The sequence below is a fragment of the Neorhizobium sp. NCHU2750 genome, assembly GCF_003597675.1.
Taxonomy (GTDB): Bacteria; Pseudomonadota; Alphaproteobacteria; order Rhizobiales; family Rhizobiaceae; genus Neorhizobium.
Map to the genome: position 1 here is coordinate 496,747 of NZ_CP030827.1, position 24,116 is coordinate 520,862.

Genomic DNA, 24,116 nt, shown 5'->3' on the forward strand with positions numbered 1-24,116 from the left:
TTGGCCCTTGCCCCTCAGATCGTGCTGGGCATGGTGACGACCTTGCCGGGGTTCATGATGCCGGCCGGGTCGAAGGCCTTCTTGATCCGGTGCATCAGTTCCATCTCGATCGGCGGCCGGATACGGGCAAGCTCGTCCCGCTTCAACTGGCCGATACCATGTTCCGCAGAGATCGAGCCGCCGGCCGCAAGCACGATGCCGTGGACGATCGCGTTGATCTCCCGCCAGCGATCGATGAAGGCCTGCTTGTCGCCCGCCATGTCGGCCGAGATCGGCTGGGAAATGTTGTAGTGGATATTGCCGTCGCCCATATGGCCGAAGGCGCAGATACGCGCACCCGGAATGGCGGCAAGCACCGCCTTTTCCGCCTCCGCCATGAAGTGAGGTATCTTCGATACCGGCACGGAAACGTCGTGCTTGATCGAGCCGCCTTCCGGCTTCTGCGCGCCCGACATGCTCTCGCGCATCGTCCACAGTGCCGTCTGCTGGGTAACCGATGCGGCAATCACCGCATCGCGCACGAGACCTGCCTCAAAACCCTGTTCGAGCAACGCATGCACCATGACCTCCGCGGTCTGGGCCGAGTCCGAAGTGGAGATATCGATCAGCACATACCACGGATGCGGTTCCGACAGGGGATCGCGCACCCCGGCGATATGGCGCGAGGTGAACTCGATGCCGAGCCGCGGCATCAGTTCGAAACCGGTCAGCGCCGAGCCGCACAGCGTCGAGGCGCGGTCGAACAGTTTCAACGCATCTTCCGGCGAGGCGACGCCGGCAAGCGCCACCTGATGGCCGACCGGACGGGGAAAGAGCTTCAGAACCGCACCGGTAATCACCCCGAGCGTACCCTCCGCGCCGATGAACAGGTCGCGCAGGTCATAGCCGGTATTGTCCTTCTTCAGCCGTCTCAGCCCATCCCAGATCTCGCCGGTCGGCAAAACCACTTCCAGCCCGAGGCAGAGCTGGCGCATATTGCCATAGGCAAGCACCGCCGTGCCGCCGGCATTGGTGGAAAGGTTGCCGCCGATCCTGCACGAGCCTTCCGAGCCGAGCGATAGCGGAAACAGCCGGTTCACCTCTTCGGCCGCCTTCTGCACATCGGCAAGGATGGCGCCGCCATCGGCAACGAGAACGTTGGCGACCGGGTCGACATCGCGGATGCGGTTCATCCGGGCAAGCGACAGGATCACGTCCGCGCGGCCCGTGCGTGGCGTCTGCCCGCCGACAAGGCCGGTATTGCCGGTCTGCGGCACGATCGCCGTGCCGGTCTCGCTCGCAAGCTTGAGGATCTCGGAGACTTCCTGCGTCGAGCCCGGCTTGAGGAGGAGGGGCGTCGATCCTTTGTAGAGACCGCGGTCCTCGATCAGATGCGGAGCAAGATCGGCGGCCTCCGTCACCACATTCGCATCGCCCACGATTGTCGCAAAGCGGGTTATCAGGCCGGGAGCCATGGCGGTATCGTTGGTTGCATTATCCATTGTCCGTCTCCTCCTCATGGGACCCGTCTCTTGGCGCGGCGGCGCGTGCGAGCCTGTCGTTGATTGCCTCGCCGAGCCCCTCGTCGGGTATGGCACTGACGGCGATATGCGCAGCGCCGCTGGCATCGGCACGCTTCAGATAGTCGAAAAGGTTTGCTGCGGCCTCCGCAAGGTCGCCCGAAGACGAAAGGTCGAGAACGATTGCAGCATGCTCCATGCCCGTGATCGTCGCCCCGGCAAAGCGGATCAGAGCTTCTCCGGGTTCGATCGCAGTGGCATCCAGACGGACGGCCGCACCCGGCGCGTAATGCGAGGCAAGCATGCCCGGCGCCTCGATGATTGCCGCCGGCCCGGCACGCCTGGTGATGCCGCGACCGGCGGCCCTGGCGATCTCTTCCGCCGCAAGCCCGCCCGGCCGCAGAAGCAGGATCGTTCCGGTCTCCGGGTCGACGCGTACGATGGTCGATTCCACACCCACTTTCGACGCGCCGCCATCAAGGATGAGCGGGATCTTGCTCCCCAGATCGTCCATCACGTGACGTGCGCTGGTCGGGCTGACCTTGCCGGACGTGTTGGCGCTCGGGGCAGCGAGAGGCCGGTCGAAGGCGCGGATCAGCTCGTTGGCAAACCCTGCCGGGCAGCGCAGTCCGACCGTGTCGAGCCCGGCCGTCGCCAGCGAATGGATGATGCTGTCCGGCTTCAGCGGCAGGATGATCGTCAGCGGCCCCGGCCAGAAGGCTTCGGCGAGCTGCCGCGATACGGGATCGAACACGGCATAGCGCTCCGCCATGGCGATATCGCAGACATGGCTGATCAGCGGGTTGAAGCGCGGCCGCCCCTTGGTCTCGTAGATCCGCGAAATGGCATCCGCCCGTGTCGCGTCGGCGGCAAGCCCGTAGACAGTCTCGGTCGGGATGGCGACGGCAAGACCTTCGCCAAGCACGCGCACGCCCTCGCGGATCGCGCGCTGCGGCTCAACACCCGTCTCTATGATTTCGGCTTTCATCCTGCCGTCAATACAGCGGAGCGCGCCCGCTTCAAAGCCTTTTGATCATTTCGCGGATCGTCGCGTCGGGCGCGCCGAGCATCAGCACGTTGCGCATCGCCTCATGCGGGTCGTTGGTCTGGAACAACAGCCCGTTCTTGCGCCAGCTGCGGTCGATCTTGGCCTGTTCGCCGGCCTCGCCCTCGACAGCGACGGCGAAATACATCCGCGCGTTCTGCGGACTGATGCGGGCAAAAAAGGCTTCGTCCTCGCCGATCTCCGAGGAGAAATTGGCGATGTAGAACGACCATGTGACCATGGAATCGCGCGAGAAGAAGGTGCGCGCCGCCGTTACATGGCAATAGCCGAGATGCGGGCTGCCATCGAGCGTGCGGTGGAAGATGATCTTCGGAAGAAAGATCGAGCGGTGAAAGCTGTTGAGCCGACGGTGCGTCGTCTCGCCTGCTGCCTCGAGCTTCTTGCCGGTCTTTTCGGCAACTTCCTCATAGGTCAGATAGCGGCGTTCGCTTGGAACCCACATCGGCCGGATGCGGGAAATGCGGCCCGTCCGCAGAAACTCCGAATGGGAAGTCGCGGTATTCGGCGCGGTGACGAAAGGCCTCTGTCTGTTGACCTCGTAATACCGGATCGGTGCTGGCATCTTGGCGGCTCTTCCGATTGGATTTTGACGAATACTATTAGCGACACCTTAACAGTCTGTTTCTGACCGTGCCGGCATGCCACGGCCCGCCCCGGACAATCCTGGGGAACGCTTTCTGCCAAAGCCTGTTCCGTCGTCGCCAATGCAGTTGCCGATGTCGCAATGTCGTCTATGCGACAGGCCGGCGTCACGCTTAAATATGACAAAGCTCAAGGTGCCGCCTTGCTAGGGAAGGTGGAGAATTGGGAAGCCGGCGGGTCGACGAGATCTATCCGGCGCTGCCCCCGCAACGGTGGTGGAGTTGAAGGCATGGCGTGAGGGAAACCCTTAAAGCCACTGGGACAGAGCCGAACGGCCGACCGGGAAGGTGCCATGCAATCCCTCTTGAAGGGAAACTCCTCAGCCCGGAAACCAGCCTGAGCCATGATTGACGACCGGTCGCGGAGGGCGCACGGGACAGGAATTGGTTGCGTTTCAAAAATGCCGCCGGCTTGTCCATGCCCTGAAGCTTGCTTGAATTGCGAGGAAGCATATGGACATTCATAGTCAGGTTCTGCGACAGCTGAAGAACCGCCGCGAGGGTTTCAGCCTCGAACAGCCCTTCTACATCGACCCCGACTACTACAAGCTCGATCTGGAAATGATCTGGTATCGCGACTGGCTGTTCGTCGGCCACGATTGCGAGATCGACAAGGCGGGCAAGTATGTCACCCTGCAGATCGGTGACTATCCGGTCCTCGTCATCCGCACCCGCGAAGGCGATATCCGCGCCTATCACAACACCTGTCGCCATCGCGGCCACCGCGTCTGCACCAAGGATGCCGGTTCCGCCACCCGTCTCGTCTGTCCCTATCACCAATGGACCTACCAGCATGACGGATCGCTGATGTCGGCCCGCCACATGGGCGAGAATTTCGACAAGAAGCAGTATGGCCTGAAACCCGTCCATTGCCAGGTCGTGGGCGGCTACATCTTCGTTTGCCTTGCCCAGGAAGCCCCTGATTTCGCCCCGGTGCGGGCCACGATCGAGCCCTACATGGCGCCGCATCGCCTGATGGAGACGAAGGTCGCCGCCAAGAACACCATCATCGAGAAGGGCAACTGGAAGCTCGTCTGGGAAAACAACCGCGAGTGCTATCACTGCGCCGGCAATCACCCGGAACTCTGCCGCACCTATCCGGAAGCCCCGACCGCGACCGGTGTCCAGGGTGCCGGCGATGACCCCTTCATCTCCGAGCACTGGAGTCGCTGCGAACAGGCAGGCCTGCCGAGCACGTTCAACATGTCGCCGGACGGCCAGTTCCGCGTCGCCCGCATGCCGCTCGTCGAGGATGCCGAGAGCTACACGATGGACGGCCGACCCGCGGTCAAGCGCTCGCTCTCCGACGATGTGAAGATCTCGCATATCGGCACGATGCTGCTCTTCCATTACCCAACCACCTGGAACCACATGCTGGTCGACCACGCGATCTCCTTCCGCGTCATCCCGATCGGCCCGGAAGAGACTGCGGTCACCACCACCTGGCTGGTTCACAAGGATGCCGTCGAAGGTGTCGACTACGATGTCGAGCAGCTCACCCATGTCTGGAACATGACCAACGACCAGGACCGCGCGATCGTCGAGGAAAATGCCTTCGGCATCCGTTCGCCGGCCTATGAGCCTGGTCCCTATTCCGAGGCGCATGAAGGCGGCGTCATGCAGTTCGTCGAATGGTATTCGAACTTCATGATCGATCGCCTGCAGGGCAAGGACAGCACGCTTTACGCGGTGGCGTGACGACAAAAGAGACTCGTGTGTGGAACAAAATGGGGATGCTTCCCGTTGCAGATCGTTAGATTTGCAGAGTGAGGAAACATTCCCATGACCGCATTGCGCATGCGTCTCGCGACGGCTTTTACGGCTGTTGCCGTTCTTGCCACCAGTTTCGTTCCGGTTTTCGCCGCCCCGATGCGGCTTGACCTGGCTTCTCCGCCGGCGACGTCCGACGTGACCAAGGTTCAGTACCATGGCCATCACGGGCCGCCGCGGCACTATCGCGGTCACGATCGCCGCGGCTATTACAACGGCCATCGCGGTTACAGCTACCATCGTCCGGGCTACCGTTATCACAATGGTTACTGGTTCCCGCTGGCAGCCTTCGGTGCCGGTGCGATCATCGGCGGCGCCATTGCCAGCCAGCCGCGCGCCCATAGCAGCAACCACTATCAGTGGTGCGCCAGCCGCTATCGCACCTATCGCGCCTCCGATAACACCTATGTTTCAAGCCCGGGTGTACGCCGCACCTGCGTTTCTCCGTGAAGGTAACGCCGGTTTGATTGAGAGATGGCCCGCTCGCCCTGTCGAGCGGGCTTTCTCGTTCCCATGTTAATGAGCGGTTCAGGATGAAAATCCTAGCGTGCTGGGGTAACGGATCACTATCTTCAGGGTTGGATGTGCAACAGATGTGCACCACCCGCCAACAGAGGAATGGAGAGACAAAATGACTCTGTTCAGGAAACTGGCCGTCGCTGCGGTGTCGGCGTTGGTGCTTGCCGGTTCGATCGGATCGGCCGAGGCACTGCCGCTGCCTGCCGCACCGTCCGCACCCTTGGCTTCCGACGTCACCAACGTCCAGTATTATCGTCATGGTCCGCCGCGCGGCGGCTATTATGGCGGCGGCCCGCGCCGCGGCTGGTATGGCGGTTATCGGGGCTATCCCGGCTATCGCCATGGTTATCGCCGCTATAGCGATGGCTACTGGTATCCGCTGGCAGCTTTCGGTGCCGGTGCGATCATCGGGGGAGCCATTGCCGCGCCGCGTTACGTCGAGCCGGCCCCGGCACCCATCTATCACGGTGCCGGCCTCAATCCGCGTCACTACGAATGGTGCTCGTCCCGCTATCGGTCCTACGATTCCTATTCGAACACGTTCCAGCCGTTTAACGGCCCGCGCCAGACCTGCTATTCTCCCTATTTCTGAGATGAGCGCCTGATCATGGATAAAGGCCCATCCGGCAGTCCCGGATGGGCCTTTTTTGTATGCGTCCGGGCAAGCCGGGTCAGAAGATCCCGGTGCGTTTCAGCAGCCACCATGCGGCGATCACCGACAGCCCCATGATCCCGACCGCAAATGCCGTGCCATGCTCCAGATGGGCGAACGGCAGGCCTTCCGTGTTCATCCCGAAAAAGCCGGTGACCAGTGATGGCGGGAGCAGGAAGGCAGTCATGATCGACAGGATATAGAGGTGCCGGTTGGTTTCCGACGACTGTTTGGAATCGATTTCTTCATGCAGCAGCCGGGCCCGTTCCTGCAGCGCATAGACATCGTGATCCACCGCCTCCAGCCGGCCGATCAGCCGCGTCGCCGCATCGTCGAAACCGGGCGGCATGTCTTCCTCGTCGGCGGCATTGGCCCGCCGCATGAGCGTCAGCACGGTCCTGAGGTGCCGATGCAGACGAACCACCGTACGGCGCACCGGGGCCAATCGTCGGCGCTCGTCGCGCGTGGCGTTTTCGTAGACGAAGTCCTCGATCAGGTTCAGCTCTTCCGTCAGCTCCATGACGAGCGCGATCAGTGTCCGCTGGAATTCGGCCACCAGCGTTTCGAACACGTCGATCGGCTTGCGGAAGCGGGTGGCATTCTTGTCCATCGACGCCTTCAGCCGGTCGACGGAACGCAGTGGCTGCAGCCGCGTGGTGATGATGATCCGCTCCAGGACGAGAAAATGCAGCCAGCCAATATCATGCGTGTCGCTGTCGAACTCCTTCTGGAAATCGATCAGCGTGCCATAGACGAGCTGCTCGTCGAGAATGATCGCCGCATGGGTATCACGCGTTGTCAGTGCCGCGAGCGCCGGGGCGGTCATCTCGGGCAGTGCCTCGAGAAACGCCGGAACCCGGCTGTCGGCAAGGTTGAGATGCAGCCAGGTAAACCCATCCGCGACCAGAAGGTCGTCGATCGTCGCCTCCAGCGGCAACTGTGTGCAACAGCGTGTCGCGGTTTCGAAACGATAGGCCCAGACGAGGCCGGGAATGGCAGGCGTCAGCAGCGCGGTTGCATCCATCGAGGGGCGTACTCCAGGGGTCTGGAAGACTTTCTACGCCAAAGCGACGAAAGAATCTTTAGCGCGGCTGCAACAGGGGCGCCGATCATTTCGCTTTCCCCTCATGCGCGACTGCTTCATGATGAAACAACCTTCCGATTGACAACCTATGTGACGTTTACGTAAAGGTTATTGGACGTCTGGAACGGCATGGCTGCAATTCTGATGAGGAGGATCATATGTACAGCGCCCCGGTGGAGGAGATTGCCTTCACATTGAACCATGTCGCCGGGCTGGCTCCGGCGCTGGAGGAAGGCCGCTTCGGCGACCTGAGCGGCGATCTGGTGGCAGCCATCCTGGAGGAGGCGGGCCGGTTTGCCTCGATCGAGATCGCGCCGCTCGGCGAGAAGGGAGATCGCGAGGGCGCAAGGATCGAGGATGGCGAGGTGACCACGCCGAAGGGCTGGCCGGATCTCTATCGCCGCTGGCGCGAGGGCGGCTGGAACGGCCTGACCGCGCCGGAAGCCTATGGCGGCCAGAACCTGCCGCATATGCTCAATGTCGCGGCGCTGGAAATGTGGAACTCGGCCTCCATGGCGTTTGCCCTTGCCCCCACCCTGACCATGGGCGCGGTCGAGGCACTTTCGGTCCATGGATCCGATGCGCTGAAGGACACCTTTCTGGAAAAGATGGTGTCGGGCGAATGGACCGGCACGATGAACCTCACCGAACCCCAGGCAGGCTCCGATCTCGCGGCACTCAAGACCCGTGCCGAGCGCCGCGACGATGGCACCTACCGCATTTTCGGCCAGAAGATCTTCATCACCTGGGGCGAGCATGATGCGGCCGACAACATCATCCATCTCGTGCTGGCCCGTCTTCCCGATGCACCGGCCGGCACGCGCGGCATCTCGCTGTTCCTCGTGCCGAAATTCCTCGTCGAAAAGGATGGTTCGCTCGGCGAGCGCAACGACGTTCTCTGCCATTCGATCGAGCACAAGCTCGGCATCCACGGTTCACCCACTTGCACGATGATCTTCGGCGACGGCCGCTATGGCGAGCAATGGGGTGCGATCGGCTATCTCGTCGGCGAGGAGAATCGCGGCCTCGCCTGCATGTTCACGATGATGAACAATGCCCGCCTTGCGGTCGGCATCCAGGGCGTGGCGATCGCCGAGGCCGCCACCCAGAAGGCAATCGCCTATGCGAAGGAACGCACCCAGGGCAAGGCGCCGGGATGGCCGAAGGACACGATGAGCCCGATCATCGAGCATCCGGATGTCGTCCAGATGCTCCTGACCATGAAGGCGCTGACCAGCGGCGCGCGGGCGCTCTGCTATGCCTGCGCCCACGCGACCGACATGGCCCATCATCACGAGGGCGACGCCGCCCGCCACTGGAGCGAGAGGGCAGCGCTTCTGACCCCGATCGCCAAGTCGTTTTCGACCGATATCGGCGTCGATGTCGCCTCGCTCGGCATTCAGGTCCATGGCGGCATGGGCTTCATCGAGGAGACCGGTGCCGCCCGCTACCTGCGTGATGCCCGCATTGCGCCGATCTACGAAGGCACCAACGGTATCCAGGCGATCGATCTCGTCACCCGCAAGCTGCCGCTTTCGGGCGGCGAACAGGTGAGGGGCCTGCTTGCCGAATTGAAGGACGTGGCCGACGAGGTTTCGGCCCGCAACGACGATGCCTTCGGAGAAACAGGCGGCCGGCTGCGCGCGGCGATCGCGGCCCTGGAGACCGCCACCAACTGGTTGCTTCAGGCACAGTCGAATGGCCATGCGACCGATGCCTTGGCGGGCGCCACACCCTATCAGCGGCTGTTCGGACTGGTTCTGACCGGTGTCTATCTGGCAAAGGGCGGTCTTGCTGCGGCAGATAACGGCAACGGTGACGCACGCATCAGCCTCTGCCGCTTCATGGCCGAAAATCTGCTTGCCGAGACATCCGCGCTCAAGGATCGTGTCATCGCCGGCTCCGCCAGCCTTGCTGCCGCCCGCATCGTTCTCGATTGAGGAAGTTATATTGACCGAGCACATCATCGTCAGCCGCACCGATGCCTATCCCGGCGTCATGACCATTCGCTTCAACCGGCCCGACAAGAAGAATGCCATCACCGCCGCCATGTATCAGGCCATGACGGCAGCGCTTAAAGAGGCAAACGGCGATCCCGAGGTGAAGGCGGTGGTTTTTCTCGGCACCGACGGCTGCTTTTCCGCCGGCAACGACATGGGTGATTTTCTAAGCTACGCCCTCTCCGGTTCGCGGGAACCGCCTGCCGCGGCCGTCTTCATCAAGGCGCTGGCGCTGGCCGAAAAGCCGCTCGTGTCGGGCGTCGACGGACTGGCGATCGGCATCGGCACGACGCTCAATCTCCATTGCGACCTGACGGTAGCGTCGGGCCGCAGCCTGTTCCGTACCCCTTTCGTCGATCTGGGCCTCGTGCCCGAGGCAGCCTCCAGCCTCATCGCGCCGAAGATCATGGGCCACCAGCGCGCCTTTGCCCTTCTCGCGATGGGAGACGGGTTTACCGCTGAGGCGGCCATGCAGGCTGGCCTGATCTGGAAGGTCGTCGGCCCGAGCGAGGTGGAGATGGAAGCGCTGGCGCTCGCCGCCGAAATTGCCAAGAAGCCGCCTCAAGCGCTGAGGATCGCCCGCGATCTGGTTCGCGGCCCGCGCGACGAGGTGATCGCCCGCATGGACGAGGAACTGGCGCATTTTGCCGAGCGATTGAAAAGCGATGAGGCCCGCGCCGCCTTCGAGGCCTTCATGCAGCGGTAACGGACATTCGAGGAGAGACGTAAGCCTGCCGATGTGGACCCGAAGGTCGACACCGGCAGGCTCGTCTGCTCGGGCGGGCAGACTACTTGTTATTTATGGCTGCGGTTCCAGCACCTGTTCCAGCGCCTTTCCGACCGGATCGATATCGCCGACGAAGCGGATGAGATCGGCCATGGTGAAATGGCCGGGCTGCGCGCCGGGCAGTTCCGGCTTCCAGTCGGATTGCTGCCACAGGAAGGATTCGTGGTCGCCATGCACCATGCCGAGGAAGGTTTCGGCGACGATGATCGATGCCATCGGTCCCAGCCGCTCACCCTTGTGGAAATGCTCGGCCTCCTTCAGCACATAATACCAGAGCGGCGTTTCCTCGTGCAGGCCGTGTTTCTTGGCCGCCTTGCCGTCCGGGCCGGTCGCCACCTGTGACGGTTTGAGCGGCGTCAGCCCCATTGCTCGACAGACCGCCTGTCCCGAGGGAAGACCGATCTGCACGCCGCGCCTGAGATTGCGGAAGGCAAGGTTGAATTCCCGCACCTGCTGTGGCGGCGCATTCGGCGTCAGGCCGGGCAGCGTGTGCAGGGCGGGCGTGATCATCGGATCGAGGCGGCGGCTGAGGTTCAGTGCAAAATTGCCGCCGGCCGGCGTGCCGAGATCGAAGAACCGCCGCCAGTCGATGACCCAGTTGGAGGGCAGGGCGGTCTGCAGCGCCGGCGGCGGACCATTCGGCGGCGGCGGTGCGAGTTCGCCGACGATCGATCCGGACTTGCCGGTGAAGAAGAACAACAGGCCGAGTGTGCCGTTGGCGATCGAATCCTCTGTCGGGTTGAACACCTGGTTATGGCTATAGGTCTGCCGCACCATCGAATGGCCGAGCCGGTAACAGGCGGCGGCAAATTCGGCAGGCATATAGGGCCGCTGCTTGAAACGGTAGAAGCGCCGCCCCTCCTGCTTGATCCTCTGGATCAGGCCCGGCTCCGTCAGCCGCTCGACGAAATCGAACAACACGATCCACTGGTAATGCCAGGTGACGATCCGCCGGGCTTCGCTGAAGCGCTCGCCGTCGCTGAGATTGGGCTGCTCGACGGCCAACTTGTCGAACACCTTGTTGTGGAACTTCAGCATCAGCAGGTGCATCTGCCCGACCAGCAGGTTCTCGTCGTTGCGCTCGTCGAAGATCAGCGCGTGACCGACCTGATTGCGCGGCAGGTCGTTGGGCAGGCTCGGAATGGCCCGGCCGTTCTGGTCGCCGGATTCCCCCGTATGCCCGATCAGCATCTTGCCGATGATCCGCGGCTGGCCCGGATCGCGCTGGTAGAGATAGGGATGGATGCCCGGCCCGTCGCCATAGACGGAATCGAGATCGAGTGCCGGCGTGCGGAAATTGGTCGTCGCCTTCGGATCGGCCTTCTGCTGATCGAGCGGTGTGGTGTCGAGCGTGATGTCGTGGTCGACAAACTGGCCGAGATAGGTATAGCCGGCCGGTATGTTCCGGTTGTCGCCGGCGGGATCGGGATTGCTCTTGGCGTCGAGCTTGTCGAGCATCGCCGCCGCCAGTTCCGCCAGCGCATCGTCGCTGGCAGAAAGCGGCAGCAGGTTCGGAAACATCACCCCGAACTTGCCGGGATCTCCGATACCGTCGAAGGAATGCAGCGTCTCCGGCTTCATGCCGCGCACGCCATGCCCATGCATCGCAATGTCTGTCATGATTTCCCCTCCATCGCAGTGAAGCAACTCCTTTGCTTCCATAGGCTGCGAGGCGGCGGAATTTACGCTCGTTCTAATATATGTAAATCGAAGCGGCCACCCATTGTGACCATATCGATACCGGACCATATATCGCTGCGGCAGCCGTGCTGCGATATGCCCCGATCCGGGGCGCAGGCTGTCCCGTATCAGCGCGAAAGCAGCGCCACCGCCTCCACATGCGGCGACCACAAAAACTGGTCGATCGGCGTCACCGACGTGATGCGGTAACCGGCATCGACGAGGATTTTGAGATCCCGCGCCAGTGTCGCGGGGTTGCAGCTGACGGCAACGATCGTCTTGATGCCGGAGCGGGCAAGCTCCTTCACCTGCACTTCGGCGCCGGCCCGCGGCGGGTCGAACACGGCAGCGTCAAAGACCTTCAGCTCCTGTGCCGTCACCGGCCGGCGGAACAGGTCGCGCTTCTCCACCGTCACGGGTTTGAGGCCCTGTGTATTGCGGGCGGCAAGATCGAGCGCCTTGATCGGCTTGTCCTCGCCTTCCACCGCATGCACCTTGGCCTTGCGGGCGATCCTGAGCGAAAACGTACCCGAGCCGGCAAACAGGTCGACCACCCGCTTCGACTTGCCGATATGGCCGATGACCAGTTCTGCCATCGCATCTTCCGCCGGCTTGGTCGCCTGGGTAAAGGCGCCGGGCGGCGGTGAAACGGAAACGCCGCCGAAATCGATCACCGGCTTGACCGGCTCCAGCACGATCTCGCCATTGACGGAAACGCGGGCAATGCCCTTCAGGGACAACACCGCCTCGGTGACCGAGCGGCGCTGCCTGTCGTCGAGCTTCTTCAACCCCTCGGCGGCCAGATCAAGCCCCGAAAGCGTCTCAAGCACGGTCAGGCGGAATGTCTCCGATCCTTGCGCAAGCGCTGCGGCCACGGCGCGGATCGCGGCAAGCCTCGCCATGATGCCCGGCGAGGCGATGGGACATTCCTCGATAGACACGATGTGATTGGTCTCGGCGCGATTGAAGCCGAGCAGCAGTTCCTTCTCGGTCTTGCGCACCGAAAATACCGTACGCCGCCGTTCACCGGGATGGCAGGCGATCGTCTCGCCCACCTCGGGCGTCAGCCCGCGCGATTTCAGCGCGTCGACGACGAGCCCACGCTTGAAGGCGAGATAGGCCGGTGCCGCCAGATGCTGCAGCGAACAGCCGCCACAATTGTCCCGGTCGGGATTGAAATGCCGACAGATCGGCTCGATCCGGTCCGGCGAGGGATTGGAGGTCGACATGACCGTGCCATGGTCGCCGTTGCGGGCGATCGCCAGCGTTTCGCCGGGCAGCGCATAGGGCACATAGACCGGCCCGTCCTCGCCCTCGGCAATGCCATGGCCCTGGGCGCCCAGCCGCTCGATCGTGATGGTGACCGTGCTCATGATGGCTTCCTTCCGCCAAGCAGGAATTCGACATTGCCGTCACCGCCGGCAATCGGCGAGGGGATCAGGCCGAGGCTTTCCCACCCCATCTCCTCCACAAGCCAGCGCTCCAGTTCGGCTGCCACGTCCGGCGCCGTCTCCGGCTGCTTCAGCATCCCGCCCTTGCCGACATTCTCGCGGCCCGCTTCGAATTGCGGCTTGACCAGGAGCACGCAATGGCTGCCCGGTTCGGCAAGCTCCAGCGCCGGCGGCAGCGCCAGTTTCAGCGAGATGAACGAGACGTCGGAAACGATGAACTCGACCGGTTCGTCGTCGATGTCGTCTGCCGTCATCTCGCGGGCATTCAGCCCCTCGATATTGGTGACGCGCTCGTCTGAGAGCAACCGCTCATGCATCTGGTCATGGCCGACATCGACGGCGATCACGTGCTCTGCGCCGCGTTCCAGCAGGACCTGGGTGAAACCACCGGTCGATGCGCCGACATCGAGACAGGTGAGCCCTTCCGGATCGAGGTCGAAATGGTCGAGCGCTGCAATCAGTTTCAACGCTGCGCGCGACACATAGGTGCTCGCCGGATCGTCGACGACGATCTCGGCCTCCGACGACACGGTCTGCGCCGGCTTGGTAACGATCTTGCCGTCGACCTTCACGGTACCGCGAGCAATCGCATCGCGCGCCCGCGAGCGGCTGTCGAAAAGGTTGAGCGTGACCAGCAACTGGTCGAGACGGACGGATGATGAATTGGACATGGCGGCAGTCAATGCCTGCGGAACGCTTGCAATGCAAGCGTTTCATGTAGCTCCAGTCCCTCATGCGCGCACTCGGGGTGTCCACTGTCCTTGGTCATGCCGCAGGGTCAGGTCTGGGCGCCGTCACGGCTTTTGTAAATATTTGCAAACGTACGAAGAAACTAAAACGAAACGTTTCTGCGGCATGTTCCAGTGACATGAATGCCGATATGAGATCGGCATGTAGGGATGGGTGTATGTCCGATAGTTTGCCATGTCATCGCACGGCGCCCGACGCCACGACGCAAGCTGATGCAGCTCTTTCCCTTCCATCGACCTCCGAACGCTTCAACCGGCTGCAGGAACTCTTCGACAAGTCGTTCAAGGCGGCACGCGTGGGGATCTGGGAATGCACCCTGCCGGACGAAAAGCTGACCTGGACGGATACTGTCTACGAACTCTTCGGCCTGCAGCCGCAAATGCCTCTCGTCAGAGAGGCGACCGTGGCGCTCTATACACCGGAATCGCGCCGGAAGCTGACGGAGATCCGCAGCGCCACCATCCGGAGCGGCGAAGGCTTCACGCTGGACGCTGAAATCATTACCGCCAAGGGCGATCTTCGCTGGATCCGGATCACCGCAATCGTCGAACGCGATAATGGCGTGCCGGTCCGTCTGTTCGGAATGAAGCAGGATATCACCGCCGAAAAGACCCTGTTCGATCAACTGCGCCGTATGGCGGAAACGGATTCGGTGACGGGCCTCGCATCGCGGACGAAATTCGAGATGGCGCTGGACGAACTGGTGGGGGCAGGTCCGTCGCCGCAGAAGGCGCTGTTGCTCATCGACCTCGACAACTTCAAGACCGTCAACGACACGCTCGGCCATCAGGCAGGCGACGAGTGCCTGAGGAGTGCCGGCGAGCGGCTTTCGCAGGCGCTGCCGCATGCCAGCCTGATCGGCCGTCTTGGCGGCGACGAATTCGCCATCATCCATGAATGCGCCTCGCCGCAGGCCTTGCATGACATTGGCCAGCGCGTCGTCGACAGACTGGAATGGTGGGTCTCTTCACCGGAGAACAGGATCAAGGTGAGCGCCTCGATCGGCGCCACGATGATCGTACCCGGCCGGCAGGCAAAGGACATCTTCGCCGAAGCGGACAAGGCTCTCTATGCGGCGAAGGCATGCGGCAAGAACAGCTTCAGGCTGCCGCCCGTTCCGGATCCACAGGTCGCAGATCCGCTGGCCGGCGATCCGATAGCATGCGTGGCCTGACCTGACCTGCCAGGAGGGAACAGGTTCCCTTAACCCGCAGCACCCACGCCCACGGCCGTCTTTCCGAGCGCGCCGAACACGGTCTTGACGATACCGGCGCGGTCGAGACCGGCCTTGGCATACATGACGTCAGGGCCTGCCTGTTCCATCCAGATATCCGGCAATACCATAGAGCGCACCTTCAGCCCGTGGTCGAGCAGGCCTTCATGGCTGAGGAACTGCAGCACATGGCTGCCGAAGCCGCCGACCGCACCCTCTTCGATGGTGATCAGCACCTCGTGGTGGCGGGCAAGCTGGCGGATCAGGTCATGGTCGAGCGGCTTGGCGAAGCGCGCATCGGCAACGGTGGTCGAAAGCCCGGCAGCATCGAGATCTTCGGCCGCAAGCAGACATTCCTTCAGTCGCGTGCCGAAGGAAAGCAGCGCCACCTTGGCACCCTGCCTGACGATCCGGCCCTTGCCGATCTCAAGGATCTCGCCGCGTTCCGGCAGCTCGACGCCCACACCTTCGCCGCGCGGATAGCGGAACGAGATCGGGCCGTCGTCATAGGCGACGGCGGTCCGCACCATATGCTTCAACTCCGCCTCGTCGGCGGCAGCCATCACCACCATGTTCGGCAGCGTGGCAAGGAATGTGGTGTCGAACGAACCGGCATGTGTCGGCCCGTCGGCACCGACGAAACCGGCGCGGTCGATCGGGAAGCGGACCGGAAGGCCCTGGATCGCCACGTCATGCACGACCTGGTCGTAACCACGCTGCAGGAAGGTGGAATAGATGGCGCAGAACGGCTTGAAGCCTTCCGCGGCAAGACCGGCTGCAAAGGTTACCGCATGCTGTTCGGCAATGCCGACATCGAACGTGCGTGCCGGATAGACGCTCTGCAGCTTGCCGAGGCCGGTGCCGTCGGGCATGGCGGCGGTGATGCCGACGATCTTCTCGTCGAAGCCGGCTTCCTGCACCAGCGCGTCGCCGAACACGTTCGTATAGGAGGGTGCGTTCGGCTTGGCCTTGGCCTGCGCTCCGGTGATGACGTCGAACTTGTTGACCCCGTGATACTTGTCGGCTGCCGCTTCCGCCGGCGGATAGCCCTTGCCCTTCTGGGTGACGACATGGATCAGCACCGGACCATGGGCATTGTCGCGCACATTGCGCAGCACCGGCAGGAGATGCTCGAACGAATGGCCGTCGATCGGCCCGATATGATAGAAGCCGAGTTCCTCGAACATCGTGCCGCCGGTCACGTAACCGCGCGCATGGCCAACCGCGCGGGTGATCGCCCGGTCGATCGAGCGGCCGAGATAACCCGTCAGCTTCTTGCCCATCTCGCGCACGCCCATATAGGCCCGGCCCGAGGCGAGACGCGCCAGATAGGCGCTCATGGCGCCGGTCGGCGGTGCGATCGACATGTCGTTGTCGTTCAGGATGACGATCAGCCGCGCATCGAGAGCCCCAGCATTGTTAAGTGCTTCGAACGCCATGCCGGCCGACATCGAGCCGTCGCCGATCACCGAGATGACATTGCGCTTCTTGCCGGCCAGCTCCGCGCCGACCGCCATGCCGAGACCGGCGGAAATCGAGGTCGAGGAATGCGCAGCACCAAAGGGATCATATTCGCTTTCCGCCCGGCGGGTGAAGCCGGACAGCCCATCCTCCTGGCGCAGCGTGCGGATGCGGTCGCGCCGGCCGGTCAGGATCTTGTGCGGGTAACATTGATGACCGACATCGAAGATCAGCCGGTCGTCGGGCGTGTTGAAAACCTTGTGGATGGCGATCGTCAGCTCGACCACGCCAAGCCCGGCACCCAGATGTCCGCCCGTCTTCGACACGGCATCGATCATCTCGTCGCGCACTTCGCGGGCAAGCTTGGGCAGGTCGCGGTCATCGACCTTTCGAAGATCTGCGGGAAGCTTGACGGTGTCGAGCAGCGGCGTCACGGGCAGGGAAGTCACGGAGGCTGGCTTTCTCTTCTTGTTTTCTGAAGGCTGGGTCTTCAGCCTGAGGACGCTTCGTCTCGAAAGATGAGCAGTAAACCGACTTTTTCAAGTTTTCTAAGGCAAGGTTTCTAATCGATTTTAGCTGGCGGGCAAGGGGGAAGGCAAAGGAACGAACTCCTCTTCGTCGCCCGGAACGATGTCGAATCGCCCCGTCCGCCATTCTTCCTTGGCCTTTTCGATCCGCTCCTTGGAGGACGAAACGAAGTTCCACCAGATATAGCGCTTCGAATTCAGGGCAGCGCCGCCGAACAGCATGACATGGCAGCCGAGTGGTCCGGCTTGCAGAGTTATCTCGTCTCCCGTGCGAAAAACGAGAAGCTGGTCAGGCGCAAACCGGTCACCCGACACCTCGAGCTCGCCGGCAAGGATATAGAGTGCCTGTTCCTCATGGCTGGCGGAAAAGGGAAAGCGCTTTCCCGGCTCTAGCCGAAGATCGACATAGAGCGTGTCGGTAAAGGTTGGCACGGGGGATACGAGCCCGCCGAACGAACCGATCACCACCCGGCCATGGGCACCTTCCCATTCGATCTCGGGCATTTGTTCCTTGCCCGTATGGGCAAAGCTCGGATCGATCTCCTCCTTCTCGTCCGGCAAGGCCAGCCAGGTCTGCAGTCCGGACATCGACAGGGGATGGCCCCTCAGGTTTTCCGGCGTCCGCTCCGAATGGGTAATGCCGCGCCCGGCCGTCATCAGGTTGATGTCGCCCGGCTTGATCACCAGTTCGGTGCCGAGACTGTCGCGATGCTTGATCTCGCCGTCGAACAGGTAGGTGACGGTGGAAAGCCCGATATGCGGATGCGGCTTCACGTCCAACGCCTCGTCGGGCCTGAGAATCGCAGGGCCCATCCGGTCGAAGAAGATGAACGGTCCGACCAGCCGCCGCTTGCGGCTGGGCAGCGCGCGTCGCACGGAAAATCCGCCGATATCGGAGGAGCGCGGAATGATCAGGTTCTCGATTGCATCACAGGCAAACGCATCGCCGGGTGCGGGATCGGTTCCGGGAAAAAACGACATGGGGCCTCGCTTAAAGCGTTTCCTGATCTTCTGGATATCTGGCGAGAAAGGTTTCGAGTTCAACGATGAGGGGAGGGAGGCGGTCGGTGATCGTTTTCCAGATGGTCTCATCCAGAATATCTGCGTAATCGTGCCTCAGCATGTTGCCGAGACCCCGCATGGCGGGCCAGTTATGAGTGGGGAATAGCTCCTGCGCAATTGGACCAAGCTTCACGCTGGCTTCCGAAACACGCGCAAAGCAGCGTTCGCACGTATCTCGCGTGATCTGGCTATCCAGATATGCCGCGAGATCCATCTCATGAGTGTATTCGAGAATGGCCTGGCCGTTCTCGACGATGTCACGAAGTCTGGTCAGAGGGCGCTTAGTAGGCAATGGCGCGATCTCGCTCAACGTTTCGGCGAAAGCGCTCCTTGCGCATTGGCTCCGGAACGATGTCCACACTGCTCGCGCCTGTTATGTGGCTGATCAGGCTGCGAAGATCTTCGACCGTCGTAACATAGTCCCAGCCCGATTGGATGACCGGATCGGAAAACTTCACCAGCACGTCGAGGTCTGAGTCATCTGTCGCCTCGCCACGCGCCACCGAGCCAAAGATCGACACCTGCTCCGCGCCCGCGGCGCGCAGTTCGCTCTCATGCTCTCTCAGCCTGGCGATGACCTGATCCTTGTCCATGTCGATAATATAGGAAGGAACAGTGTGACAGTCGAGTGAAACTCGCGACAACAATCCAGGGTTTAGTCTGCCGCGGGACGATGATTACTCCCCGTCGAGCGGTTCCACGCCCTGCACCTTGCCGGCGCGGTCGAGGCGTATCTTTTCGATCCGGTTTTCGGCGGCGTTGAGCAGCTTCTCGCAATGCTTCTTCAGGGCTTCGCCGCGCTCGTAGATGGCAATGCTTTCGTCCAGCGCCACGTCGCCGCGTTCCAGCCGCGCCACGATGCTTTCGAGTTCCGCCACGGCCTTCTCGAAGGAATAACCGCTCACATCGGCCACGGACTGGTTCGTCGCGGTGGTTTCGGTCATGTCCTTCATCCTCTCATCAGTCTTGCGATATGCATGCCGGCGGATTCTGCCAGCCCTTCCAGATCATAGCCGCCCTCGAGCAGGCTGACGACCCGGTCGCTTCCGTATTTCCCAGCAATTTCCATCAGCCGCCCCGTCGCCCAGTCGAAATCGTCGCCGACAAGGTTGATCTGCGCTAGCGGATCGCGGTGATGCGCGTCGAAACCCGCCGAGATGATGATCAGGTCCGGCCGGAAGTCGTGAAGCCGCGGCAGCACGCGATCCTTGAACGCATCGCGAAAATGGTCGCTGCCGTCATTGGGCGAAAGCGGCGCGTTGACGACGGTGTTCTTTGCTCCCGTTTCGTTCTTGGCGCCGGTACCCGGATACAGCGGCATCTGATGGGTGGAACAGAACAGGACCGAAGCATCGTCCCAGAATATGTCCTGCGTGCCGTTGCCGTGATGCACGTCCCAATCGACGATCGCGACACGCTCGACGCCATGTACCTGCTGCGCGTGGCGCGCGGCGATCGCGGCATTGTTGAACAGGCAGAACCCCATCGCCCTGGATTTTTCCGCATGGTGGCCGGGTGGGCGTGCGGCGACGAAGGCATTGTCCGCCTTGCCGGTCATCACATCGTCGACGGCGGCCATCGCCCCGCCGATCGCCGTCAGCGCCACCTGCAGGCTTTTTTGCCCGACATAGGTGTCGGCCTCGATCTGCCGGATCGTGTCTTCCTCGGGGATCTCGCGCATCACCTTGCGCAGGTGTTCTTCCGGATGCACCAGAAGCACGGCATCCTCGTTGGCCTGCGGCGCCTCTTTGCGGGCGAGATCTGCAAAATTCGGATGTTCCAGCGCGATCGCCAGCGAGCGCAGCCGGTCGGGCCGCTCCGGATGGCCTTCCGGTGCCGGATGGTCGAGGAAGATCTGGTGTTCGTAAAGGCGGGTGGTCATCAAACGGTCCCCGGCGGTCTTGCTGCCCACGACATGGCGCATCCGCGGCATTTTTTCAAGCGATTGCCCTTGCCCTCGGGCCTGTTTGGCCGGAAAGAATAGCAGCTCGAAAAACGACTGTTCAGAGGCTTTAAGTGGTCAGGGATACGATCAAGGCGTCGGATTTTCGCGTTGCATTCCGCGACGTCGACATGAACGGCCAGATGTTTCGCTCGGTCTATATCGACCGTGCCGAGGAGGCCGTTGCCGCCTTCTGGCGCCGCCGCAAGGGACGTGACGAGGATCCGATCTTCATCACCGGCAAGGTTGCCGGCACGTTTCACCTGCCGCTCAAGATCGGCGATATCGTCCACACCCATGTCGGCGTCAGCAAGATCGGCGGCAAGTCGGCGGGCTTTCTGGTCCGCATGACCCGCGGGGACGAACAGGTGGCCGAGGTCGAGATCGTCTGGGTGGCGACCGACAGGGAAACGGGCACATCCGTCGCCCTGCCGGAAGAACTTCGCGACTGGCTCTATTCGTTCCTCGACTGAGATTTAAGCCCGTTGCGGCAACAGCGGATAGCCGACCATGACGGCGCGGCCGGCAAGGGCTGCGATCAGCGACTTCAGCACGTCGCCGGGAATGAAGGCCAGCGATCCGAGGAAGGCCTTGCTGAAGCCGATGCCGGAGACCACCGCCAGATAGACGATGCCGCAGGCATAAAGCACGAGAACTCCGCCGAACAGCGCGGCAACGAAGAAGTTGACCGTCTGGACGAAGCCGGGCTGCCCGCGGCTGACCAGCAGTTGCGACAGGTAGCCGGTGGCCAGCGCCGCCAGCACCCAGCCGATCAGGTAGCCGGTGGTCGGTGCCATGAACACGGCAAGTCCGCCGCGTCCGCCAGAAAGTACCGGCAGGCCGATTGCGGCCAGAACGAGTACCAAGAGCACGGCAACCGCGCCGCGTCTTGCCCCGAGCACGACACCGGCCAGCATGACGCCGAGCGACTGGGCGGTGATCGGTACCGGGATGAAGCCCAGCATGATCGGCGGAACAAGCCCGAGGGCCACGATGATGGCGGCGAAGAGTGCGGCAAGCACGAGGTCGCGGGTGGCCATGTTTTTGATTCCCTATTCTGATCGTTTGTTAGTTTTGGCGGCGGATGCCGCGAGCGTCAATGGCCGAGGCGATCTCGTCCGCATGGCGCAAGGTGTTGATAATCAAAGGAACGATGATCGACAAGGGCCTGGGCTTCAACCCACGGGCGTGATGCGCGTCGCGGATGGCCTCGTATCGGCCGACGATCTCCGGCACGAAACGGATGACGAGGCCAATCGACAGCCCCACATCCGCAGCCCTGACGAGCCCCAGCCGTTCCAGCGGCATGGCGGCCCTGGTGAACACCGCGATGAACTCGCCGGTTGTGGTCGTCGCCGTGACGAGACTGGCAAAAAGCGCGAGCCCGGACAGCCGGAACAATGCCTCGAACCCTTCTGCAAGGCTGCCGAAGGCCGCCGTAAACAGGGCAACGACAAGAACGATCAGCGCATAGCTGCGCATCCGGCGCCAGATCTCGGCCATCGAGATACGCAGCAACGCATGGCCGACAAGGCCGATCGCCGCCGCAACGCCGAGCACGAGCGGCATGTGGAGGGTGAACAGGCAAAGGCTGATCACAGCCAATCCCAGGAGCTTCACCCATGCCGGCAACCGGTGGAGAAGGCTGTCGCCCTCGACATGCAGCGAGCGCATCATGCCGGCGCCTCGTGCCGGGCCCGGTAGAGCGAGATCACCTCCGCCGGTGTGCCGTCTGCCACGATCCGCCCGGCATCGAACATCAGCACCCGGTCGAACCCGGAAATCAGCTCAAGGTCATGGGTGATGACGATCACATCCTCGGGCAGCGAACGGATCGTCTGCGCCACGAGATTGCGGTTCCTGATGTCGAGCTGGTTGGTCGGCTCGTCCATGACGAGGATCTTCGGCTCCGTGACGAGAACCGAGGAAAGCGCGGAGAGCTGCAGTTCGCCGCCGGAAAGTTCGTGCGCCCTGCGATCGCGAAGATGTCGGATGCCGAGCCGGTCGAGCACCGCGTCCACCGCTGCCGCCACCTCTGCCTTCGAGAGTTTGCGCGATCTGAGCCCGAGCGCGATGTCTTCCGACAGGATCGGCAGGATGATCTGGTTCTGCGGGTTCTGGAAGATGAAGCCGGACTGTCCGCGCGCCGCATCCTCGGCCGTCACCGTATCGAAGCCGTTGACCGTCACCTTGCCGTTCGTCGGCTTGACGAGGCCGTTGATCATCCGCGCGAACGTGGTCTTGCCGGACCCGTTGAGCCCGATGATGCCGATGCGCCGCTCGCTGAGGGTCACCGTCAACGGATGAATGACGGTGCGCCCTTCGAAGCGAACCTCGACGTTGTCATAACGAATGTCCAAACCGGGTCCCCGCAATTCGACTGGCTCTATAGACCGAAATCGAGGATGAGGAAATTCGGAACAAAAAAAGAACATTGCAAAGACCTCAGGAAGGCCATAGTCTCCCTCAATGGCTATTCTGATCGACAATGAACAGGCGCGGCGCATTTTCCTCGAACGGCAGCAGCTTTCGGCCCCGCCCGGCCGGGCGCTCGCCAAGGCCGGCCTTTTGCAGTTGATCGATGATCTGGGCTTCGTCCAGGTGGATAGTATCGCGACCGTCGAGCGCGCCCATCACATGATCCTGTTCTCCCGCAATCAGACTTACAGGCGCGAACACCTGACGACTCTGCTGGAAAAGGACGGCGAGCTTTTCGAGCACTGGACGCATGATGCCTCGATCATCCCGGCACGGCTTTTCCGCTACTGGAAACATCGCTTTCGCCGGCGCGAGCCTTTGCTTGCCGAGCGCTGGCGCAAATGGCATGGCGAAGGCTTCGATTCCGCCTTCGACGAGACCTTTCGCCATATCGCCGAAAACGGTGCCATCATGTCCCGTGACATGAAGGTGGAAGATCACAAGTCAGGCGGCTGGTGGAACTGGCATCCCAACAAGACGGCGCTCGAATATTACTGGCACACCGGCAAGCTTTCGATCGCCGGCCGGGTGAATTTCCAGAAGATCTACGACCTGACCGAACGCGTCATTGCTACCCACCATCATGAGCCGGAGGTCAGTCATGACGAATTCGTCGATTGGGCCTGCCGCAGTGCCATGACGAAGCTCGGCTTTGCCACATCCGGCGAGCTTGCGGCCTTCTGGGATATCGTCACGCCGGAAGAGGCGAAGGCCTGGGTGGCCGGCCATCGCGACGAACTGAGCGAGATCGTCATCGAAACTGCCGATGGCAGTCGTCCGCGCGCCTCCTTCGCTTTTATCGGCTTTCCCGACCATCTTGGCGATATTCCCGATCCGCCGGCCCGCATCCGCGTGCTGAGCCCTTTCGATCCGCTGCTGAGAAACCGCGACCGTGCCGAACGCCTGTTCAACTTCTTCTATCGCATCGAGGTCTTCGTGCCCGAGCCGAAACGGCAATACGGCTATTACGTCTTCCCGCTTCTCGAAGGCGACCGCATGATCGGCCGCATCGACATGAAGGCGGATCGCAAGGCGGGCATCCTCGACGTCAAGCGGCTCTGGCTGGAAAAAGGCGTGCGCCCCTCCGCCGGGCGACTGGAAAAGCTCGACGCGGAATTGCAGCGGGTGGGCAGGTTCGCAGGCGTGGAAAAGGTGGTCTATCAGCAGGGCTGGCGGGGGGAGTAAACATGGAATTTCCTGATGTCAAATCATGTTTGCATTGACATTTTCACTTGGAATATGTACGGATATCCGTACGCTTGATTTATCCGAGGCAACGGAATGGCACATGTTCGTTTGACGGAGTTCCGCCAGAATATAGCAACCCACTATGAGGCAGTTCTCACATCCCGTGCTCCTTTGCTCGTCACTCGGCAGGGATCTGAAGGTCTGGTTGTGTTGGCGGAACGAGAATATGAGAGCATGCAGGAAACATTGCATCTGCTCTCGACCCCAGCAAATGCCAGCCGCCTGCGCGAAAGCCTCGAGCAGCTTGCCAGTGGGGACGTGATCGAGAGTGATCCGACGCTCTGAC

The 24,116-nt window shown here is 62.2% G+C and carries 25 protein-coding genes and 1 riboswitch; of the genes, 9 read left to right on the forward strand and 16 right to left on the reverse strand.

Features of this window, described 5'->3' with window-relative positions; genetic code table 11:
- Positions 1 to 14: 14 nt before the first annotated feature.
- Genes NCHU2750_RS02360 through NCHU2750_RS02370 form a run of 3 tightly spaced genes read right to left on the reverse strand, consistent with a single transcriptional unit; the run spans position 15 to position 3,127 of the window.
- Positions 15 to 1,481: an FAD-binding oxidoreductase gene (locus tag NCHU2750_RS02360; protein ID WP_245480311.1), complete on the reverse strand. Its 1,467-nt coding sequence runs from the start codon at positions 1,479 to 1,481 to the stop codon at positions 15 to 17.
- Positions 1,474 to 2,487, reverse strand: a complete 1,014-nt coding sequence (locus tag NCHU2750_RS02365; RefSeq protein WP_119938989.1) for an L-threonylcarbamoyladenylate synthase — start codon at positions 2,485 to 2,487, stop codon at positions 1,474 to 1,476. Before NCHU2750_RS02365 ends, NCHU2750_RS02360 begins: the two co-directional genes overlap by 8 nt.
- 31 nt (positions 2,488 to 2,518) lie before the next feature.
- Entirely contained in the window at positions 2,519 to 3,127 is a 609-nt protein-coding gene (locus NCHU2750_RS02370) for a DUF6656 family protein (protein ID WP_205583871.1), read from the reverse strand.
- 194 nt (positions 3,128 to 3,321) lie between these two features.
- Positions 3,322 to 3,561, forward strand: a riboswitch (cobalamin riboswitch).
- A gap of 98 nt (positions 3,562 to 3,659) precedes the next feature.
- Between NCHU2750_RS02370 and NCHU2750_RS02375 the strand changes: the two genes are divergently transcribed.
- From NCHU2750_RS02375 to NCHU2750_RS02385, 3 genes are all read left to right on the forward strand, one after another.
- The gene (locus NCHU2750_RS02375) at positions 3,660 to 4,904 is read left to right on the forward strand and encodes an aromatic ring-hydroxylating oxygenase subunit alpha (RefSeq protein WP_119938990.1); all 1,245 of its coding nucleotides are present in this window, start codon (positions 3,660 to 3,662) and stop codon (positions 4,902 to 4,904) included.
- Positions 4,905 to 4,988: 84 nt separating this feature from the next.
- Positions 4,989 to 5,426 (forward strand): BA14K family protein, encoded by a 438-nt coding sequence (locus NCHU2750_RS02380; RefSeq protein ID WP_119938991.1) that lies wholly within the window; start codon positions 4,989 to 4,991, stop codon positions 5,424 to 5,426.
- Positions 5,427 to 5,607: 181 nt separating this feature from the next.
- Positions 5,608 to 6,087 (forward strand): BA14K family protein, encoded by a 480-nt coding sequence (locus tag NCHU2750_RS02385; RefSeq protein ID WP_119938992.1) that lies wholly within the window; start codon positions 5,608 to 5,610, stop codon positions 6,085 to 6,087.
- A 79-nt stretch (positions 6,088 to 6,166) separates the two neighbouring features.
- Here the strand turns inward: NCHU2750_RS02385 and NCHU2750_RS02390 are convergent, their stop codons facing one another.
- Complete coding sequence (locus NCHU2750_RS02390) at positions 6,167 to 7,171, reverse strand: transporter (RefSeq protein WP_119938993.1); 1,005 nt, start codon at positions 7,169 to 7,171, stop codon at positions 6,167 to 6,169.
- 218 nt (positions 7,172 to 7,389) lie between these two features.
- Between NCHU2750_RS02390 and NCHU2750_RS02395 the strand changes: the two genes are divergently transcribed.
- Both NCHU2750_RS02395 and NCHU2750_RS02400 read left to right on the forward strand, forming a co-directional pair.
- Positions 7,390 to 9,171: an acyl-CoA dehydrogenase family protein gene (locus NCHU2750_RS02395; RefSeq protein WP_119938994.1), complete on the forward strand. Its 1,782-nt coding sequence runs from the start codon at positions 7,390 to 7,392 to the stop codon at positions 9,169 to 9,171.
- A 10-nt stretch (positions 9,172 to 9,181) separates the two neighbouring features.
- A complete protein-coding gene (locus NCHU2750_RS02400; protein WP_119938995.1) occupies positions 9,182 to 9,937 on the forward strand; it encodes a crotonase/enoyl-CoA hydratase family protein in 756 nt (251 codons plus the stop codon).
- Between the two features lie 93 nt (positions 9,938 to 10,030).
- Here NCHU2750_RS02400 and NCHU2750_RS02405 read toward each other — a convergent pair whose 3' ends face one another.
- From NCHU2750_RS02405 to NCHU2750_RS02415, 3 genes are all read right to left on the reverse strand, one after another.
- Positions 10,031 to 11,638, reverse strand: a complete 1,608-nt coding sequence (locus tag NCHU2750_RS02405) for a peroxidase family protein (protein ID WP_119938996.1) — start codon at positions 11,636 to 11,638, stop codon at positions 10,031 to 10,033.
- A gap of 188 nt (positions 11,639 to 11,826) precedes the next feature.
- Positions 11,827 to 13,071, reverse strand: a complete 1,245-nt coding sequence (locus tag NCHU2750_RS02410; protein WP_119938997.1) for a class I SAM-dependent RNA methyltransferase — start codon at positions 13,069 to 13,071, stop codon at positions 11,827 to 11,829.
- The gene (locus NCHU2750_RS02415; protein ID WP_119942853.1) at positions 13,068 to 13,820 is read right to left on the reverse strand and encodes a TlyA family RNA methyltransferase; all 753 of its coding nucleotides are present in this window, start codon (positions 13,818 to 13,820) and stop codon (positions 13,068 to 13,070) included. Before NCHU2750_RS02415 ends, NCHU2750_RS02410 begins: the two co-directional genes overlap by 4 nt.
- Positions 13,821 to 14,056: 236 nt before the next feature.
- Here NCHU2750_RS02415 and NCHU2750_RS02420 point away from each other — a divergent pair, with 236 nt between their 5' ends.
- On the forward strand, positions 14,057 to 15,073 hold the full coding sequence (locus tag NCHU2750_RS02420) for a GGDEF domain-containing protein (protein ID WP_119938998.1): 1,017 nt from the start codon (positions 14,057 to 14,059) through the stop codon (positions 15,071 to 15,073).
- 29 nt (positions 15,074 to 15,102) lie between these two features.
- On the opposite strand, the gene dxs is transcribed toward NCHU2750_RS02420, so the two are convergent.
- The 6 genes from dxs to NCHU2750_RS02450 all read right to left on the reverse strand — a co-directional run bounded on the left by dxs (position 15,103) and on the right by NCHU2750_RS02450 (position 20,044).
- Complete coding sequence (dxs, locus tag NCHU2750_RS02425) at positions 15,103 to 17,022, reverse strand: 1-deoxy-D-xylulose-5-phosphate synthase (protein WP_162939453.1); 1,920 nt, start codon at positions 17,020 to 17,022, stop codon at positions 15,103 to 15,105.
- A gap of 123 nt (positions 17,023 to 17,145) precedes the next feature.
- Positions 17,146 to 18,081, reverse strand: coding sequence for a pirin family protein (locus tag NCHU2750_RS02430; RefSeq protein WP_119938999.1), 936 nt, complete (start codon positions 18,079 to 18,081; stop codon positions 17,146 to 17,148).
- Between the two features lie 10 nt (positions 18,082 to 18,091).
- On the reverse strand, positions 18,092 to 18,472 hold the full coding sequence (locus NCHU2750_RS02435) for a HepT-like ribonuclease domain-containing protein (RefSeq protein WP_245480312.1): 381 nt from the start codon (positions 18,470 to 18,472) through the stop codon (positions 18,092 to 18,094).
- Positions 18,444 to 18,755, reverse strand: coding sequence for a nucleotidyltransferase family protein (locus NCHU2750_RS02440; protein ID WP_119939000.1), 312 nt, complete (start codon positions 18,753 to 18,755; stop codon positions 18,444 to 18,446). Before NCHU2750_RS02440 ends, NCHU2750_RS02435 begins: the two co-directional genes overlap by 29 nt.
- Before the next feature lie 84 nt (positions 18,756 to 18,839).
- Positions 18,840 to 19,106, reverse strand: coding sequence for an exodeoxyribonuclease VII small subunit (locus NCHU2750_RS02445; RefSeq protein WP_119942859.1), 267 nt, complete (start codon positions 19,104 to 19,106; stop codon positions 18,840 to 18,842).
- A gap of 5 nt (positions 19,107 to 19,111) precedes the next feature.
- Positions 19,112 to 20,044, reverse strand: coding sequence for a histone deacetylase family protein (locus NCHU2750_RS02450; RefSeq protein ID WP_119942861.1), 933 nt, complete (start codon positions 20,042 to 20,044; stop codon positions 19,112 to 19,114).
- Between the two features lie 134 nt (positions 20,045 to 20,178).
- Here NCHU2750_RS02450 and NCHU2750_RS02455 point away from each other — a divergent pair, with 134 nt between their 5' ends.
- Complete coding sequence (locus tag NCHU2750_RS02455) at positions 20,179 to 20,577, forward strand: acyl-CoA thioesterase (protein WP_119939001.1); 399 nt, start codon at positions 20,179 to 20,181, stop codon at positions 20,575 to 20,577.
- 3 nt (positions 20,578 to 20,580) lie between these two features.
- On the opposite strand, the gene NCHU2750_RS02460 is transcribed toward NCHU2750_RS02455, so the two are convergent.
- The 3 genes from NCHU2750_RS02460 to NCHU2750_RS02470 are packed head-to-tail and all read right to left on the reverse strand — an operon-like array spanning position 20,581 to position 22,464.
- Entirely contained in the window at positions 20,581 to 21,144 is a 564-nt protein-coding gene (locus tag NCHU2750_RS02460) for a biotin transporter BioY (protein ID WP_119939002.1), read from the reverse strand.
- Positions 21,145 to 21,172: 28 nt separating this feature from the next.
- Positions 21,173 to 21,778, reverse strand: a complete 606-nt coding sequence (locus NCHU2750_RS02465) for an energy-coupling factor transporter transmembrane component T family protein (protein ID WP_119942863.1) — start codon at positions 21,776 to 21,778, stop codon at positions 21,173 to 21,175.
- Entirely contained in the window at positions 21,778 to 22,464 is a 687-nt protein-coding gene (locus tag NCHU2750_RS02470; RefSeq protein WP_119939003.1) for an energy-coupling factor ABC transporter ATP-binding protein, read from the reverse strand. Before NCHU2750_RS02470 ends, NCHU2750_RS02465 begins: the two co-directional genes overlap by 1 nt.
- Positions 22,465 to 22,573: 109 nt before the next feature.
- Between NCHU2750_RS02470 and NCHU2750_RS02475 the strand changes: the two genes are divergently transcribed.
- Together NCHU2750_RS02475 and NCHU2750_RS02480 are read left to right on the forward strand one after the other, a co-directional pair.
- Positions 22,574 to 23,767 (forward strand): winged helix-turn-helix domain-containing protein, encoded by a 1,194-nt coding sequence (locus tag NCHU2750_RS02475; RefSeq protein ID WP_119939004.1) that lies wholly within the window; start codon positions 22,574 to 22,576, stop codon positions 23,765 to 23,767.
- Positions 23,768 to 23,863: 96 nt separating this feature from the next.
- Positions 23,864 to 24,115, forward strand: coding sequence for a type II toxin-antitoxin system Phd/YefM family antitoxin (locus NCHU2750_RS02480; protein WP_119939005.1), 252 nt, complete (start codon positions 23,864 to 23,866; stop codon positions 24,113 to 24,115).
- Position 24,116: the final 1 nt, after the last annotated feature.

Excerpts from the sequence above, each read along its gene's own strand:
- NCHU2750_RS02360 (WP_245480311.1), bottom strand. The coding sequence starts at position 1,481 with ATGGATAATGCAACCAACGATACCGCCATGGCTCCCGGCCTGATAACC.
- NCHU2750_RS02365 (WP_119938989.1), bottom strand. The coding sequence starts at position 2,487 with ATGAAAGCCGAAATCATAGAGACGGGTGTTGAGCCGCAGCGCGCGATC.
- NCHU2750_RS02370 (WP_205583871.1), bottom strand. The coding sequence starts at position 3,127 with ATGCCAGCACCGATCCGGTATTACGAGGTCAACAGACAGAGGCCTTTC.
- NCHU2750_RS02375 (WP_119938990.1), top strand. The coding sequence starts at position 3,660 with ATGGACATTCATAGTCAGGTTCTGCGACAGCTGAAGAACCGCCGCGAG.
- NCHU2750_RS02380 (WP_119938991.1), top strand. The coding sequence starts at position 4,989 with ATGACCGCATTGCGCATGCGTCTCGCGACGGCTTTTACGGCTGTTGCC.
- NCHU2750_RS02385 (WP_119938992.1), top strand. The coding sequence starts at position 5,608 with ATGACTCTGTTCAGGAAACTGGCCGTCGCTGCGGTGTCGGCGTTGGTG.
- NCHU2750_RS02390 (WP_119938993.1), bottom strand. The coding sequence starts at position 7,171 with ATGGATGCAACCGCGCTGCTGACGCCTGCCATTCCCGGCCTCGTCTGG.
- NCHU2750_RS02395 (WP_119938994.1), top strand. The coding sequence starts at position 7,390 with ATGTACAGCGCCCCGGTGGAGGAGATTGCCTTCACATTGAACCATGTC.
- NCHU2750_RS02405 (WP_119938996.1), bottom strand. The coding sequence starts at position 11,638 with ATGACAGACATTGCGATGCATGGGCATGGCGTGCGCGGCATGAAGCCG.
- NCHU2750_RS02410 (WP_119938997.1), bottom strand. The coding sequence starts at position 13,071 with ATGAGCACGGTCACCATCACGATCGAGCGGCTGGGCGCCCAGGGCCAT.
- NCHU2750_RS02415 (WP_119942853.1), bottom strand. The coding sequence starts at position 13,820 with ATGTCCAATTCATCATCCGTCCGTCTCGACCAGTTGCTGGTCACGCTC.
- NCHU2750_RS02420 (WP_119938998.1), top strand. The coding sequence starts at position 14,057 with ATGTCCGATAGTTTGCCATGTCATCGCACGGCGCCCGACGCCACGACG.
- NCHU2750_RS02430 (WP_119938999.1), bottom strand. The coding sequence starts at position 18,081 with ATGTCGTTTTTTCCCGGAACCGATCCCGCACCCGGCGATGCGTTTGCC.
- NCHU2750_RS02440 (WP_119939000.1), bottom strand. The coding sequence starts at position 18,755 with ATGGACAAGGATCAGGTCATCGCCAGGCTGAGAGAGCATGAGAGCGAA.
- NCHU2750_RS02445 (WP_119942859.1), bottom strand. The coding sequence starts at position 19,106 with ATGACCGAAACCACCGCGACGAACCAGTCCGTGGCCGATGTGAGCGGT.
- NCHU2750_RS02450 (WP_119942861.1), bottom strand. The coding sequence starts at position 20,044 with ATGACCACCCGCCTTTACGAACACCAGATCTTCCTCGACCATCCGGCA.
- NCHU2750_RS02460 (WP_119939002.1), bottom strand. The coding sequence starts at position 21,144 with ATGGCCACCCGCGACCTCGTGCTTGCCGCACTCTTCGCCGCCATCATC.
- NCHU2750_RS02465 (WP_119942863.1), bottom strand. The coding sequence starts at position 21,778 with ATGCGCTCGCTGCATGTCGAGGGCGACAGCCTTCTCCACCGGTTGCCG.
- NCHU2750_RS02475 (WP_119939004.1), top strand. The coding sequence starts at position 22,574 with ATGGCTATTCTGATCGACAATGAACAGGCGCGGCGCATTTTCCTCGAA.
- NCHU2750_RS02480 (WP_119939005.1), top strand. The coding sequence starts at position 23,864 with ATGGCACATGTTCGTTTGACGGAGTTCCGCCAGAATATAGCAACCCAC.